The 14,848-nt window shown below is 71.7% G+C and carries 10 protein-coding genes and 1 pseudogene; 3 read left to right on the top strand and 8 right to left on the bottom strand.

What is annotated here, in order from left to right; genetic code table 11:
* Window positions 1-26 precede the first annotated feature (26 nt).
* The 7 genes from OG494_RS00810 to OG494_RS00780 form a co-directional block, all read right to left on the bottom strand.
* Window positions 27-590, bottom strand: coding sequence for a TetR/AcrR family transcriptional regulator (locus tag OG494_RS00810; protein ID WP_328450909.1), 564 nt, complete (start codon window positions 588-590; stop codon window positions 27-29).
* An 82-nt stretch (window positions 591-672) separates the two neighbouring features.
* Window positions 673-3,009 carry a GH92 family glycosyl hydrolase gene (locus OG494_RS00805; RefSeq protein WP_328450907.1) on the bottom strand — a complete coding sequence of 779 codons (2,337 nt, stop codon included), beginning with the start codon at window positions 3,007-3,009 and terminating at the stop codon, window positions 673-675.
* A gap of 94 nt (window positions 3,010-3,103) precedes the next feature.
* Window positions 3,104-3,568 carry a hypothetical protein gene (locus OG494_RS00800; protein WP_328450905.1) on the bottom strand — a complete coding sequence of 155 codons (465 nt, stop codon included), beginning with the start codon at window positions 3,566-3,568 and terminating at the stop codon, window positions 3,104-3,106.
* Window positions 3,569-3,650: 82 nt separating this feature from the next.
* On the bottom strand, window positions 3,651-5,108 hold the full coding sequence (locus OG494_RS00795; protein WP_328450903.1) for an amidohydrolase: 1,458 nt from the start codon (window positions 5,106-5,108) through the stop codon (window positions 3,651-3,653).
* Window positions 5,109-5,342: 234 nt separating this feature from the next.
* Window positions 5,343-6,917, bottom strand: coding sequence for an ABC transporter permease (locus OG494_RS00790; RefSeq protein WP_328450901.1), 1,575 nt, complete (start codon window positions 6,915-6,917; stop codon window positions 5,343-5,345).
* Window positions 6,914-7,822 (bottom strand): ABC transporter ATP-binding protein, encoded by a 909-nt coding sequence (locus OG494_RS00785; RefSeq protein ID WP_328450900.1) that lies wholly within the window; start codon window positions 7,820-7,822, stop codon window positions 6,914-6,916. Before OG494_RS00785 ends, OG494_RS00790 begins: the two co-directional genes overlap by 4 nt.
* Window positions 7,823-7,824: 2 nt before the next feature.
* Complete coding sequence (locus OG494_RS00780) at window positions 7,825-8,454, bottom strand: TetR/AcrR family transcriptional regulator (RefSeq protein ID WP_328450898.1); 630 nt, start codon at window positions 8,452-8,454, stop codon at window positions 7,825-7,827.
* A 237-nt stretch (window positions 8,455-8,691) separates the two neighbouring features.
* Between OG494_RS00780 and OG494_RS00775 the strand changes: the two genes are divergently transcribed.
* From OG494_RS00775 to OG494_RS00770, 3 genes and pseudogenes are all read left to right on the top strand, one after another.
* On the top strand, window positions 8,692-11,928 hold the full coding sequence (locus tag OG494_RS00775) for a S8 family serine peptidase (protein ID WP_328450896.1): 3,237 nt from the start codon (window positions 8,692-8,694) through the stop codon (window positions 11,926-11,928).
* Window positions 11,929-12,016: 88 nt separating this feature from the next.
* A pseudogene (locus OG494_RS48275) lies at window positions 12,017-12,172 on the top strand (benzoate-CoA ligase family protein); the annotation flags it as partial.
* Between the two features lie 70 nt (window positions 12,173-12,242).
* On the top strand, window positions 12,243-13,634 hold the full coding sequence (locus tag OG494_RS00770; RefSeq protein ID WP_328450894.1) for a galactose-binding domain-containing protein: 1,392 nt from the start codon (window positions 12,243-12,245) through the stop codon (window positions 13,632-13,634).
* Here the strand turns inward: OG494_RS00770 and OG494_RS00765 are convergent.
* The gene (locus OG494_RS00765) at window positions 13,622-14,785 is read right to left on the bottom strand and encodes an ROK family transcriptional regulator (protein ID WP_328450892.1); all 1,164 of its coding nucleotides are present in this window, start codon (window positions 14,783-14,785) and stop codon (window positions 13,622-13,624) included. The two genes, OG494_RS00770 and OG494_RS00765, sit on opposite strands and share 13 nt — an antisense overlap.
* Between the last annotated feature and the right edge of the window lie 63 nt (window positions 14,786-14,848).

Genomic DNA, 14,848 nt, shown 5'->3' with positions numbered 1-14,848 from the left:
GTCGGGTCCGTCCCGGGGGATCCGGGTCAGCCCGTCGTCGCCGCCCGCACGACGTCCTCCGCGAACTCGACCGCGGCCTTCGCCGCGTCTTCGCCGAAGATCGGGCCGTGCGCGTACAGCCCGTCGATGATGAGCAGGATCCGGTCCGCCAGCCGATCCGGCTCCGCGGCCGACGTCGCCCTGGCCAGTTCGCGCAGTTGTGTGCGGACCCGCGCGAAGTGGTCCGCCGACACGCGGTGCGCGGGGTGCTCGCGCCCCGGGAACTCGACGACCGTGTTCCGCAGCGGACAGCCACGCGCTCCCGGCGCGGTCGCCCGCACCCCGTTCTCACGCACCAGCTCGACGAGCTGCGCCGCCGGGGTCCCGGCCGCCTCGAGCGCGTCCGCGACCAGTTTCTCCCAGTCCTCGACGCGACGGCGCAGGTAGGCCACGACCAGGTCATCCTTGCTGGCGAACCGGCTGTAGAGCAGGTTCTTGCCGCAGCCGCACTCGTCGATGATCTCCTGCATCCCGACGGCGTGCACGCCGTGCCGGTCGAACAGCCGGGTGGCGGTCTCGAGGATGCGCTCCCGGGCGTCCGGCGTCGGCATGCGCGGCATCGTACGACCCGAAAGCCGTGAATGGCACATCGAGGGACTCTGAGTCCCTCGATGTGCCATTCACGGACTTGCGTTACAGCGCGGGAGGCACCGACTTCGTGCCCCACGCCGTCGGGGTGTCGCTCAGGGTGAAGCGGATCGTGCCCGCGCGGAGCAGGTCCTCGTGCGAGATCCAGCTGCGGTCATAGCCACTGCGTCCGATCCGGACGTCCTTGGTGTACTGAAGTTTCGACGCGCTCGCGCCGGGCGCCTCGATCCCGATCTTGCGGCCGTGCTCCGGGTGGATCTCGACCTTCTCGAACATCGGCGTGCTGAGCAGGTACGTCCCGGAGCCGGGCTGGGCTTCGAAGATGCCCGCCATGCCGAAGACGAGCCACGACGAGATGGTGCCGAGGTCGTCGTTGCCCGGCATGCCGTACGGCGTGTCGGTGAAGAGCGTCCGCGCCGCGCGCAGGACGGCCGACGTCTTCCACGGCGCGCCCGTCCAGCTGTACATCCAGGGCGCGTGCAGGTCCGGTTCGTTGTTGGGGTTGAAGGCGAAGTTGTTGTGGTAGTCGTACGCGCCGTGGACCCAGGAGTCCTTGGCGGCCTTCGCCGGGTCGGTGAGCAGCAGCGGCGTGTCGAAGAACGTGTCGAGCCGCTTCTCGGCCTGCCCCGCGCCGCCCATCAGGCCGAACAGCTTCGCGGGGTCCTGCTGGGCGAGCCACTGGTACTGCCACGGCGTGCCCTCGTGGAAGCCGGTGGACTGGGCCGGGTCGGGATCGCCGACGCCGGTGCCGTCCGCCGCGCGGGTGCGCGGGAAGCCGGTGAAACCGTGGGACTCGACGCCGGTGTCCCAGAGTTTCGAGAAGTTGCCGCAGCGCGCGGACAGCGTCTCGGCCTTGTCGCGGTAGCCCAGCCCGGACGCCATTGTGGACAGTGCGCAGTCGGCGAGGGCGTACTCGAGCGTCGCGGACCCGGCCTGGCGGGTGTCGCCGAAGGTGTAGCCGGGAACGTCCTGGTAGCCGATCCAGCCGTTCTTGACGTAGTTCGGGTTGCCGTCGCGGCCGCGGAAGATCGACTGGTCCGCGGGGACCTCGGTGGCGTTGCGCCACAACGCGTCGAACAGCTGCCGGGCGGTGCGGTCGTCGAGGAGGCCGCGGCGGTAGTTGTCGACCACCCACGGCGTCACCGGGTCGCCGCTCATCACGTTCGTCTCGCCGCCGGCGAGCGCCCACCGCGGCACCCAGCCGCCGTCCTGGTAGATCTTGAGGACGGACTTGGTCATGTCCGCGGCCTTGTCCGGGTGCAGCAGCGCGACGAGCTGGTTCTGCGAGCGGTAGGTGTCCCACAGCGAGAACATCTGGTAGTACGTGTCGCGGCTGCGGTGCACGGCGTCGTCGAAACCGCGGTAGGAACCGTCCACATCGGACCCGACGGACGGGTGCAGCAGCGAGCGGTAGAGCGCGCTGTAGTACGTGCGCTGGTCGGCGGTGGTCCCGCCGGCGACGCGCAGCCGGTTCAGCTCGTCTTCCCAGGTGTCGTGCGCGGTCTTGCGCGCCTTGTCGAACGAGCGGGGCTGCTCGGTCCTGCGGTTGAGCCGGGCGCCGTCGACCGAGGTGTAGGAGAGGCCGACGGACGCGCCGACCTGGTTCTGGTCGGTGCCGAAGCTCAGCCACGCGCCGGCACGCTGGCTGCCCAGGCTCGCGTCACGCTGGTTCGGCGTGAGCTTGTTGTCGGTCCAGGTGCCGAAGCTCGTGAACTTGCGGTCGAACTTGGCGCTGAAGAAGACCTTGTAGCGCTCCTTTTGCGTCTCCCAGCAGAAGTTGCCGCCCTGCAGCCAGCCCTCGACGGTGTCGTCGCCGACGACGTGGACGTCCCCGGCGTAGGTGTAGCCGTTGCTCTCGCCGACCTCGATGAGGACGTTCTCGCTCGTCGCGCCGGCCGGGTAGGTGTAGCGGTGCTGACCGGTGCGCTGCGTCGCGGACAGCTCGGCGTTGATGCCGTTGCCGAGCTTGACGCCGTAGTAACCCGGCTGCCGGATTTCGTCGGCGTGGCCGAAATTCGCGCCGTACTGCGCGGGATCGCTGCTGGTGACGGCGCCGGTGGTCGGCATGAAGCGGAAGTTGCCCATGGTCTGGCAGCCGACGCCGGAGAGGTGGGTGTGGCTGAAGCCGAGGGTGGTGTCCTGCGCGTAGTCGTAGGACGCGTACTTCTTGAGCTGGGTGTCCGGGCTGAGCTGGACCATGCCGAACGGCGTGGTGGCGCCCGGGAAGGTGGTGCCGTCCCCGTTGTTGCCGATCGAGGTGTCGACGAGCGTGGTCGGGTCGTCGGCGAAGCTGGGCTGGTGCGCCGCCTGCGCGGGGGTCGCGAGGGCGACGGCGGTCACCCCGGCGAGTGTGACGGCCAGGACGCGCGTGCGCGCTCTCATCCGGTTCCTCCTGTGACAACGTTGTCAGACTGTGGGTGAATCTTTGACGTTGTCCACCGGACAGGTCAAGACCCACGGACGAGGAGGTGGCGGCTCACCCCCTCAGGGCGAGGATCTGCCGGGTGTGGACCGGGACGTGGTCCGCGGCGAGCCCGTCGATGAGGGCCGCCAGCGGGATCGGCTGGTCCAGCACCAGCGCGTCGCCGGACATGAGCAACGCCGGCACCTGGACCGAAGCCGCCTGCTCGTCGAGGGAGCCGGCGATGTCGCAGAGGATGGCGGCCTGGCTCCGGACGTGCCGGGCGAGGTCGGCCCGGCCGGCGTGCCCGGCGATGATCCGGGCGAGGTTCGCCGGGTCGAGGGCGACGCGGTTGTCGAACGCGGGACGCGCTCCCGAGACCACGCCCAGCGCGACCGCGGCGACGGCGGCATCGACGCTGAGGACGTGGGCGAGCACCTGGTCGGCGTTCCAGCCGCCGTCGGCGGCGGCACCGAGGCCCGGCGTCGCCGCCGCGTCGAACAGCTTCTCGTAGGCGGCGCGCAGCGCGGTCGTGTCCATGGTCAGGCACCTTTCGAAGTGGTTGATGTGCAACCAGATAGTTGCACATCAACCACTCGCTACGCAACCCATGGGTTGCACGTCAGATCTGGTGCGTGACGTGCCCGCCCAGGATGGTCGCCGTGACCGGGAGGCGGCGGAGGTCCGATGGTGCCAGGGAAGCCGGGTCGGCCGCCGTCACCATCAGGTCCGCGACGTCGCCCACCGCGACGCCGCGACGGCCGCCCGAGGCCGCCGCCAGGGCGTCCGCGAACGGGATCGACTGCTCCGGGTGCCACGGCGGGCGGTCGTCGTCGGTGCGGGAGATCGCCGACGCGATGCCGTCCCACGGGTCCAGCGGCGCGACCGGGGCGTCCGAGCCCAGCTCCAGCCGGGCGCCCGTCTCCAGCAGGGACCGGTACGGGAACGCGCGCGCCGTCCGGCCGGGCCAGTGGCGGTCCGCGACGTCGCGGTCGTCCGGCTGGTGGGCCGGCTGCACCGCCGCCACGACGCCGAGGGCCGCGAACCGCGGGACGTCCGCGGGCGAGAGCAGCTGGGCGTGCTCGATCCGGCCCGGGCAGCCGACCTCCTCGAACGCGTCCAGGGCGATCGTGTTGGCCCGGTCGCCGATCGCGTGGACGGCCGGGAGCAGGCCGTGGTCGGACGCGCGGCGCATCAGGGGCACCAACGCGGAAGGCGGGAGTTCCAGCAGCCCCAGCGAATCGCCGCCCGGGTACGGGTCGTGGCAGTAGGCCGTGCGGGTGTTCAGCGAGCCGTCGACGAAGAGCTTGAACGGGCCGACCGTGAGGAGCCCGCCGGAGTCCGGCAGCACGTCGTCGGTGCGGTGGCCGCGCTCGATGGCCTGGTCCAGCAGGTACCGCGCGATGACGCAGGAGACCCGCGTCGCCGGGGTGCCGCGCTCCAGCCGGCGCAGCCAGTCGGTGACGGTGTCGGCGTACTCGTAGTCGACGATCCGGGTCACCCCGCGCGCCGCCGCCGCGCGCACAGCTTCGGCGACCCACCGGTCCTGGACGTCGACGGCGGCCGTGGGCAGCTGGGCCGTCGCGCTCATGCAGTCGTTCTCCAGCAGCACACCGGTCGGGTGGTCCCGCCCGATCAGCTTCAGCGCCGCCGGGCTCAGCCACAGCGTGTGCAGGTCCGCGCTGAACAACGCGACCGCGCGCCCGGGCAGCGCGCGCTGCAGCAGCTCCTTGTGCGGCTTGTCCGGCCAGAGCGCGTCGCGGAAGCCCGCGCCCACGACCAGTTCCGACGGCCGCGACGGCGTCGCCAGCAGGTGCGCCAGCAGCAGCTCGACCGCCTCCCCCGCCGACCGCGCGGCTTCCAGCGGGATGCGGCGGCGGAACGTCGCCCACTGCACGACGTGGACGTGCGCGTCGACCAGGCCCGGCAGCAGCGTGCCGCCGTGCCCGTCGACGATCCGCGCCGCGAAACCGGCCGACCCGGGCTCGGTGATCGACGTGACGCGGCCGTCGGTGACACGCACGTCCGCGAGCTCGCCGCCGAGTCCCGGCCGCACGCGGCGCAGCAGAAGATCGTCCATGGCCCCACTTTGCCAGGCAGGTCACGTCTGGGTGAAGCACAGCGTGAGATGGGAATTGCCGGGGTATCACCTACCGTTGAAAGCACTGGCAGCCGTCGCCCGCCGAAGGGTCAGGGCCGGTCCATGGGCGCCGCCTTCACAAGCCGCGCAGGGTTCGACTCCCTCGGTTGCCGCCGAAGTCCGTGAATGGCCCATCGAGGGACTCTGAGTCCCTCGATGGGCCATTCACGGCTTTCAGCCCACCGGTATGTCGCGGCGGCGCAAAGCCGCCAGGCCGGCGACGCCCGCCACCGCGGCGATCAGTACCAGCCAGAGCAGCGGGGTCACCGAGAACGTGCCGCCCGGCAGGCGCGGCAGGTGTGCGAACGGCGAGATGCCGAGCACGACGTCGTTCCACTGCAACGCCGAGCCGACCAGCGACAGCAGCAGGAACGCGCCCAGCAGCCCCCACGCCGCCGCGGCGAAACGCGGCAGGAAGCCGATCAACGCCGCCGCGAGCCCGGCCAGGACCCACACCGCCGGCAGCTGCGCCAGGGCCGCGGGGACGAGCCGCGCGCCGTCGCCGTAGGCCAGCCCGGTCGCCAGCCCCGTCACCGCGAGCACGAACGCCGAGCCCAGCAGCGCGAACACCAGGTGCGCGACCGCCCAGCCGACCCGGCCGACGGCCGTGGCCAGCACGGGTTCCGCCCGGCCGGCGGCCTCTTCGGCGCGCAGCTTCAGCGTCGCCTGCACCGCGTAGCCCGCCGCCGCGAGGCCGAACAAAGTCATCGTCCCGGCCAGGTACGCGTCCGTCACCGCGCCCCCGCCGCCGAGCCGCTCGAAGACGTCGGCGACGGCTTTGTTGTCCCGCACCAGGTCCGAGACGTTCTGCGCGACCCCGCCCAGCAGCAGCCCGACCAGCGCCAGGCAGACGGTCCAGACCAGCAGCGTCCCGCGTTGCAGCCGCCAGGCCAGCGCCAGCGGCGAGCGCAGGGACGCCTTCGCCGCGGGACGGCCGAGCCGCGCGGGCAGCAGCGCCGCGCCGAGGTCACGCCGGGCCGAAAGCACCACTGCGGCCACGACCGACAGGGCCGTGAAGGCCACGCCCAGCAGCAGCACCCACCACCGCTCCCCCGCGAACGGGCGCAGCCGGTGCGCCCAGCCGATCGGCGACAGCCACGCGAGCCAGCCCGCCGACCCGCCGGTCGTCTCGCTGCTGTCCCCGGCGGCGCGCAGCAGGAACGCCAGCACCAGCACGCCGATCCCGATGCCCCGGGCGCCGCTCGCCCCCCACGTGAGCTGCGCGGTGACCGCGCCGACGGCGGCGAACACCCAGCCCGTCATGGTGAAGCCGAGCCCCAGGGCCAACGCCCCGGCCGCCGGAACCCCCTGCGCCGACACGCCGAGCGCGACCAGCAGGCCGTACACCAGGCACGCACCGCAGGCGGCGAGCACGGCGGCGACGAGCCCCGCGTGCCGGCCGACGACGGTCGCGCCGGTCAGCTCGCGGCGGCCGGCTTCCTCCTCGGTCCGGGTGTGCCGGACGACGGTGAGCAGCGCGATCAGCCCGGCCACGACCGGGACGAACCCGCACTGCCAGGCCAGCAACTCCCCGGCGGAAGGGCCGTACAGCGGCCCGTTGCGGACGGCGAACGTCGCGCTGGTGACGTTCAGGTCGTAGAAGTGCTGCCGCGCCGCGGCGTCCGGGTAGGCGGCGTTGATCGACGACAGGTACCCCAGCGGCGCGACCGTCAGGGCGACGATCCACAGCGGCATGAGGAACCGGTCGCGGCGCAGCACCAGCCGCAGCAGCGACCAGGTGCCGGTCATCGCGCCGCTCCGACCGGCTCGTCGTGCCGGTAGTGGCGGAGGAACAGCTCTTCCAGCGTCGGCGGGCGGCTCACGAGGGTGCGCAGCCCGGCGGCGGCCAGGTGCCGCATCACACCGTCCAATGCGGACTGGTCGACCGAGAGGCGGACCTGCGAGCCGGACGTGCTGAGGTCGTGGATCCCGGGCAGCGAAGCCAGGTCCGCGGGGACGTGCTCGAGCGAGGCGTCGATGGTGATCCGGCCCAGGTGCCGCAGCTCGTCGAGCGAGCCGGACTCGACGGTCCGGCCGGCGCGGATGATCGTGACGCGGTCGCACAGCGCCTCGACCTCCGAGAGGATGTGCGAGGACAGCAGCACCGTCCGGTCGCCGCGGTCGCGCTCTTCCTCGACGACCTGGCGGAAGACCTCTTCCATGAGCGGGTCGAGCCCGGACGTCGGCTCGTCGAGCACCAGCAGCTCCACGTCGGCGGCCAGCGCGGCGACCAGCGCGACCTTCTGCCGGTTGCCCTTCGAGTACGTCCGGCCCTTCTTGCGCGGGTCGAGGTCGAAGCGCTCGACGAGTTCCGCGCGCCGCGTCTTGTCGAGCCCGCCGCGCAGCCGGCCCAGCAGGTCGATGACCTCGCCGCCGGTGAGGTTGGGCCAGAGGGTGACGTCGCCGGGCACGTACGCGAGCCGCCGGTGCAGCTCGGTGGCGTCGGTCCAGGGGTTGCCGCCGAGCAGGGTGGCGCGGCCGCTGTCGGCCCGCATCAGCCCCAGCAGGACGCGGATCGTGGTGGTCTTGCCGGCGCCGTTGGGTCCGAGGAACCCGTGCACCTCGCCGGTGTGGACGGTCAGGTCGAGCCCGTCGAGGGCCTTCGCCGCGCCAAACGCCTTGGTGAGGCCGGCGGCGGTGATCGCTTCGGCCATGGTCATTCCTTCCGGGAGTTCTTGGCCAGCGCTTCGCGGGCCTTTTCGAGCAGTTCGGGGGTGACCAGCGGGTGGGTGAAGAGGTACCCGGCGGCGGTCATCATGCGGAGCATCGCTTCGGGGGTGCCGGGCTCCTCGCCGAGCGCCCGCGCGATGTGGTCCTGCAGGATCATCAGCCCGCCGGTCATCGCGGTGAGCGCGGCGGCGGCGGCCCGCGGATCGGGCACGTCGAGCCCGGAGTCGGCGAAGTACCGCTCGGTCCCGTCGACGATCTCGTGGAACTGCTCGGCCGCGGCGTCGGAGCCGTCGATCATGCCGCGGCCCATGTAGCGGCGGTAGAGCAGCTGACGGGCGTCGAACGCCGGGATGAACCCCGGGTTCGCGTGCCCCTTCTCCAGCGCCTCCTCCTTGAACCGCATCAGCTCGGCGAAGACGTGGGTGTCGCACGCTTTGCGCAACCCGTCCTTCGACCCGAAGTGGTGCCGGATCAGGCCGCCGGAAACGCCGGCGGCCTGGGCGATGTCGAGGATCGACGTCTTCTCCACCCCGTTTTCGGTGAACAGCCTGATGGCGGCGTCGCGGATGCGGGCGCGCGCGGTGAGGTCCTCGAAGGCGGGACCACTCTCGGTCATGGAACGGGCCTATCTGTCGACGCAGCTTGCTACTCGTGAATGTAGCCCCCTATACGCACGTATAGCAAGGTGGGCACATCACGCTCCGGCGTCGCATCCGGTTGCCTCCCAACCGGCGATCCCGTTAGGCCATTCGGCCCGCAACCAATTGCGGGTAATGGGCTAAGTGTCTTATTGCTGCGGATCATCCCGCGATGTGTACTGCTCGCAAGCATCTCTTCACGAAGGGCTCACGCAGTGACACAGCTCAGATCCAGCTGGAGACGGCGGGCCGGGATCACCGTCCTCGCCACCGCTCTCGGCGCCTCCGTCCTCGGCATCGCCGTTCCGGTGGCGTCCGCCCAGCAGGCCCCGCCGGTCGCCGGCGCCGCCGACGGCAGCAAGGCCCTCGACGAGCACGACCGCACGCTCGTCGCCGAAGCCGAGAAGGCCGGCAAGCCCGACGTGACCCTGCTGGTCGCGGCCGAGAAGGGCCAGACCGGCGCCGCCGTGAACGAGCTCAAGGCGCTCGGCGGAGTCGTCCAGTCGACCGACACCAAGCTCGACTACGTCAAGGTGAGCGTCCCGACCGGGAACGCCGGCAAGGCCGCGAAGCTCAAGTCGGTCAGCGCCGTCGACGTCGACGGTCTCATCGTGCGTGACGACCCGAAGCCCGACGGCGCGCAGGACCCGGCCCCGCAGCCCGCGCCGGGCAAGAACACCCCGCGCGTGAACCCCTACCTGCCGACCGGTGACACCTACGCCGCGCAGTTCGGCCAGGTCCTGCCCAACTGGGACGGCAAGGACACCACGGTCGCGGTCCTGGACTCCGGTGTCGACCTCGACACCCCCGCGCTGGCGAAGACCAGCCACGGCGAGCGCAAGATCGTCGACTGGTACAACGCCAACGCCACCAACTCCGGGGACGGCACCTGGGTCAAGCAGTCGACCCAGACCTACACCGGCACCTTCACCGCGAACGGCAAGACCTGGACGGCGCCGGCCACCGGCGGCCCGTACACGTTCGGCGCGTTCAGCGAGACCGCGGGCGACCTCGGTGCCGCGGACAGCGAGACCGGCGGTGACATCAACCGCGACGGCGACCGCGCCGACTCCTGGGGCGTGCTGCTCGACCCGGCGACCAAGCAGGTCCGCGTCGACCTCAACGGCAACGGTGACTTCACCGACGAGAAGCCGATGACCGACTACAAGACCAACTACGACGTCGGCTTCTTCGGCACCGACAACCCGGCGACCGACATCGCCGAGCGGATGGCCTTCGTCGTCCAGACCGACAAGCCGGGCTTCGTCGGCATCGGCATCGCCGGCGCCGAGCACGGCTCGCACGTCGCGGGCATCGCCACCGGCAACGACCTGTTCGGCGGCAAGATGGACGGCGCGGCCCCGGGCGCGAAGGTCCTGGCGGTCAAGGTCTGCCTCACCGGCGCGGCCTGCACCTCCAGCGGCCTGATCGACGGCGTCGTCTACGCGGCCAGCCACGGCGCGGACGTCATCAACATCTCGATCGGCGGCCTGCCGTCGCTCAACGACGGCAACAACGCCCGCGCGGAGCTCTACAACCGCACGATCGCCGAGTACAACGTCCAGATCTTCATCTCGGCCGGCAACAGCGGCGCCGGGGCGAACACCGTCGGCGACCCGTCGGTGGCCACGGACGCGATCTCGGTCGGTTCGTACATCACCAAACAGACCTGGCTCGCGGACTACGGTTCGAAGACCCAGAACGCCGAGTCGCTGCACCCGTTCTCCTCGCGCGGCCCGCGTGAAGACGGTGGCTTCAAGCCCGACATCATCGCGCCCGGCGCGGCGATCTCGACCACCCCGCGCTGGGAAGCGCCGGGCCCGGTGGCCGGCACCTACAGCCTGCCGGCCGGTTACGCGATGCTGCAGGGCACGTCGATGGCCTCGCCCCAGGCGACCGGTGCGGCCGCCCTGCTGGTGAGCGCGTACAAGGCGACGCACAACGGCCAGCGGCCGCCGGTCGCGCAGCTGCGCTCGGCGATCAAGTCGACCGCGCGGTTCGTGCCGGGCATCGACGCCTACGCCCAGGGCGCGGGCCTGTTCAACGTGCCCGCCGCGTTCGTCGCGCTGTCGCTCAACCCGAAGCCGGACGCCGTCTCGACGTCGGTCGAGGTCCACACGGTGCAGTCGAACCTGCTGGCGACGCCGAACACCGGCGTCGGCATCCACGACCGCGAGGGCGTGACCACCGGCCAGGCCTACACCCGCACGTACACGATCACGCGGACGTCGGGCTCGGCGAACCCGGTGCTCTACTTCGCGCGGTGGGTCGGTAACGACGGCACGTTCTCCTCGGCGGGTACCGTCGCGGTGCCGCTGAACAAGCCGGTGACCTTCCAGGTCAAGGTGAACCCGAAGAACGCCGGCGCGCACTCGGCGCTGCTGTACCTGGACAACCCGCTGACCATCGGCGTCGACGTGCAGACCCTCAACACGGTCTTCGCGCCGCAGGAGTTCACCGCCGCCAAGGGTTACCAGGTCGACGTGTCCGGCAAGATCGCCCGCAACCAGGCGACCAGCTACTTCGTGAAGGTGCCGCAGGGCGCCAGCGCGCTGAAGGTGGACCTGGACGCCGGCGGCGGTGCCAAGGGCAAGGGCCAGGTCCGGTTCCTGCGCTACGACCCGACCGGCGTGCCGGCCGAGGCGAGCACGTCCACGACGTACTGCTACCTGCCCGACGCGGGCGCGGGCTGCCCCGGCGGCACGCCGGCCAGCCGGACGTTCGCCAACCCGCAGCCGGGTGTCTGGGAGATCGTCGTCGAAGCGCGCCGGACGTCCGATGTGGACAGTGCGGCGTACAAGCTGAGCGCTTCGGTGCTCGGTACGACGATCACGCCGAACCCCGACACGATCGCCTCCGCCACGCTGAACACGCCGATCGCGCGGTCCTACACCGTGACGAACACGCTCGGCGCGTTCACCGGGCACCTGCTCGGCGCCACGCTGGGCAGCGCGAAGGTGTCGCGGCCGACGATCGCCGAAGGCGCGCAGCAGCAGTACCAGATCGCGGTGACGCCGGGCTCGACGTCGCTGACGGCCACGATCGGCAAGACGTCCGACGTCGGCGCCGACCTGGACCTGGTGCTGTACAACTGCACCACGGGCTCCTGCGTGGTGGCGGGCCAGAGTGCGGACGGTGACTCCGAGGAGTCGGTGACCATCGCCAACCCGGCGGCGGGCACCTGGGTCGCGCTGGTCGACGGCTACGCGGTGCCGGCCGGCACCACGCAGTACGACTACGTCGACGTGTTCACCAACCCGGCGTTCGGCTCGGTCGCCCTGACCGACCCGGTCGCGGCGCACGCCTCGGGCAGCACGTGGACGGTGCCGGCGACGGTCACCGCCACCGCCGCCCCGGCGGCCGGGCGCGTCCTGCGCGGTCAGCTGACCGTGCAGACCGACACCGGTGTCACGGTCGGCAGCTCGCTGGTGCAGATCAACGCCGTGAGCTAGTTCCGTCCCGCTGAACGGAAACCGCCCCGGGTTCGCCCGGGGCGGTTTTCGCGTTCCGGGCGGCTCTCCTAGTGGCTTTCCGACGCAAGCCCGACGCCTGCGAGAAGAAAAGCCGACGTTGTTCTTCGCCGTGCCGACGTTCTACGCGGCATTGCTCGCCAGCGACGTCCCGGACGACTCGTTCGCGTCGGTGCGGTACGCCGTTTCGGCCGGCGAGCCGCTGCCCGCGTTTGCGTATGTGCGTGGAAGTGTTGCGGGATTTCGCGTGGCGTCCGTATGGTCTGGAACACCCCGAATCTCCCGAGAGGTTCCCCATGCGACGGATTTCGACGTTGTTCGCCGCACTTCTCCTGCTGGCGGCCACCTTGCCGGGCGTCGCGCACGCCGCGGCGCTCTCCACCCGGACCCACCTGTTCTACTACCCCTGGTACGGCAACAGCGGCGGCGCCTACCGCCACTGGGATCAAGGCGGCCACACGCCGCCCGCCGACATCGGCGCGAACTTCTACCCGGCACTCGGCCCGTACGATTCCGGCGACTTCGCGGGCGCGGTCGAGCAGCACATGCGGTGGATCGAGCAGTCCGGCGCCGGGGTGATCGTCTACAGCTGGTGGGGTCAGGGGTCCTATGAGGACGGTCTGGCCGCCGGCGTGCTCGAAGCCGCGGCCCGGCACGGGATCGGGGTCGCCTGGCACCTGGAGCCCTACAGCGGGCGGACGGCTTCGTCCACCGTGGCCGATATCGGGTACCTGACCAGCCGGTACGGGGCGAGCCCGGCGTTCTACCGCGAGGGCGGCCGCGGCGCGTTCTACGTCTTCGAGAGCCTGCGCATCACCGACTGGACGGCGCTGGACCAGGTGCGGTCGTCGGCGATCGTGCTGGCGCAGACGACGGACACGAGCAAGGTCGCGCACTTCGGCGGGATGTACACCTACGACGCGATCGCCGGGGCGACGGCACCGGGGTGGCGCGAGGCGAGCGCCTACTGCGACGCGAACGGCCTGGTGTGGGCGCCGTCGGTCGGCCCGGGGTACAACGACGACCGCGCGGTGCCGGGCAACACGACCCCGACCCTGGGCCGCGACAACGGCGCCACCTACGACCGTGAATGGCAGAACGCGCTTTCCTCGAACGCCGACTGGGTTTCGGTGACGTCGTTCAACGAGTGGCACGAGGGCTCGATCATCGAGCCGGCCCGCTCGTCACCGCCGTCTTCGGCGTATGAGACTTTCTCCGGTGCCTACGGGACGTCGGGTGCCGCGTCGGAAACCGCTTACCTGGACCGGACGCGCTACTGGGCCGCGCAGCTCGGCGGTCCCCCACCTGCTTCGGTCAACCTCGCTCAGGGCAAGGCCGTCTCCGCGAGCGGCTCGCAGGGCGGGTTCCCGCCAGGCAACACCGTCGACGGAAACGCGTCGAGCTACTGGGAGAGCACGAACAACGCGTTCCCGCAGACCCTGACGGTGGACCTCGGCCCGGCGGCCACGGCCGGGCGGCTGGTGCTGAAGCTGCCGCCCGCGTGGGGTCGTCGCACGCAGACGATCGCCGTGAACGACGGCGCGCCGGCGGGGTACGTGTTCGACCCGGCGACCGGCAACAGCGTGACGCTCACGATCCCGGCGCAGCGGTACCTGAAGCTCACCTTCACCGGCAACACCGGCTGGCCCGCCGGGCAACTGTCCGAAGTGGAGGCTTACGCCTCCTGAGCCCGCACCAGGAACGGCGCCGGGTCGGCGAGCACGCGGTGCACGACCCGGCCCGCCGCGCCGAGCGTGGCGGCGTCACCACCCAGCCGGGACGCCGTGAGCACCGGCGGCGCGCCCCGGAGACCGCCGAGCCGGGCGGCCAGGACGTCGGCGACCGGCTCGGCCAGCCACGGGTACAGCGGGGTGAAGACGCCGCCGAGCACGATGCGGTCGAGGTCGAGCAGGTTCACCGCCGACGCCAGCGCGACACCGAGAGCGCGTCCGGCCGCGGCACAGGCGTCCAGCGCTTCCCGGTCTCCCTCGACGAGAGCGGCCAGGAGCGCGGCCACCGTCGGGGTCTTTCCGGCCGCCAGCAACGCTTCCTGGCCGGCGTAGGTCTCCAGGCAGCCGCTCCCGCCGCAGCGGCACGCCGGGCCGTCCGGCGTCACGACGACGTGGCCCAGCTCGCCGGCCAGCCCCCGGGACCCGGCGAACAGCTCGCCGTCGACGACCAGGCCGGCACCGATGCCGACCTCGCCGGAGACGTAGAGGAAGTCGCGCTCGCCGTCGCCGTACCAGAGCTCGCCGAGCGCGGCGAGGTTCGCTTCGTTGTCCAGCTCGACCGGGACGGGCAGGCGCAGCAGGTCGGCCGCGCGGACGTCCTGCCAGCCGAGGTTGGGGGCACTGAACAGGACACCGTCGCCGACCGGGCCGGACACCGCGAGCACGGCGCCCGCGAGGTCGAGCCCGAGCCGGCGCGCGTCGGTGATGGCTTCATCGGCAAGGGCCTGCAGTTCGGCCAGGACCTTCTTCGGCCGTGAGCCGCGGTTGTCGCGGTCGCGACGGGCGGCGAACCGGACCGCGCCGGTGAGATCCAGCACACGGACGGCGAGGTAGTCGACGTTGATCTCCAGGCCCAGGGACGCGATCCGGGCGCCGCTGAGCACGACGTCCACCCCCGGCCGGCCGCGCTCGCCCACACGGGCGGGCCCGGTCTCGGCCAGCAGGCCGGCGTCCACGAGATCGCCGACGAGCTTGGAGACCGTGGACTTGGTGAGCCCGGTGAGCTCGGCGAGGGCGGCCCTGGTCAGCGGGCCGTTGCGGCTGACCTCGCCCAGCACGACCTCGAGGTTGCGAGCGCGCATCTCCTCGTGCCGCACGGCCTGGGTCATCGTGTCCCTCCTGCCGAGCACTCTATCCGGGCTCTTGACGCCCGGGACCCCGCGGCGCACTAT

Origin of the sequence: Amycolatopsis sp. NBC_00438 (assembly GCF_036026695.1) — a bacterium.
Lineage (GTDB): Bacteria > Actinomycetota > Actinomycetes > Mycobacteriales > Pseudonocardiaceae > Amycolatopsis.
Note: the sequence above shows the minus strand (reverse complement) of the source record. Positions and strands in the feature narration are given on the sequence as shown.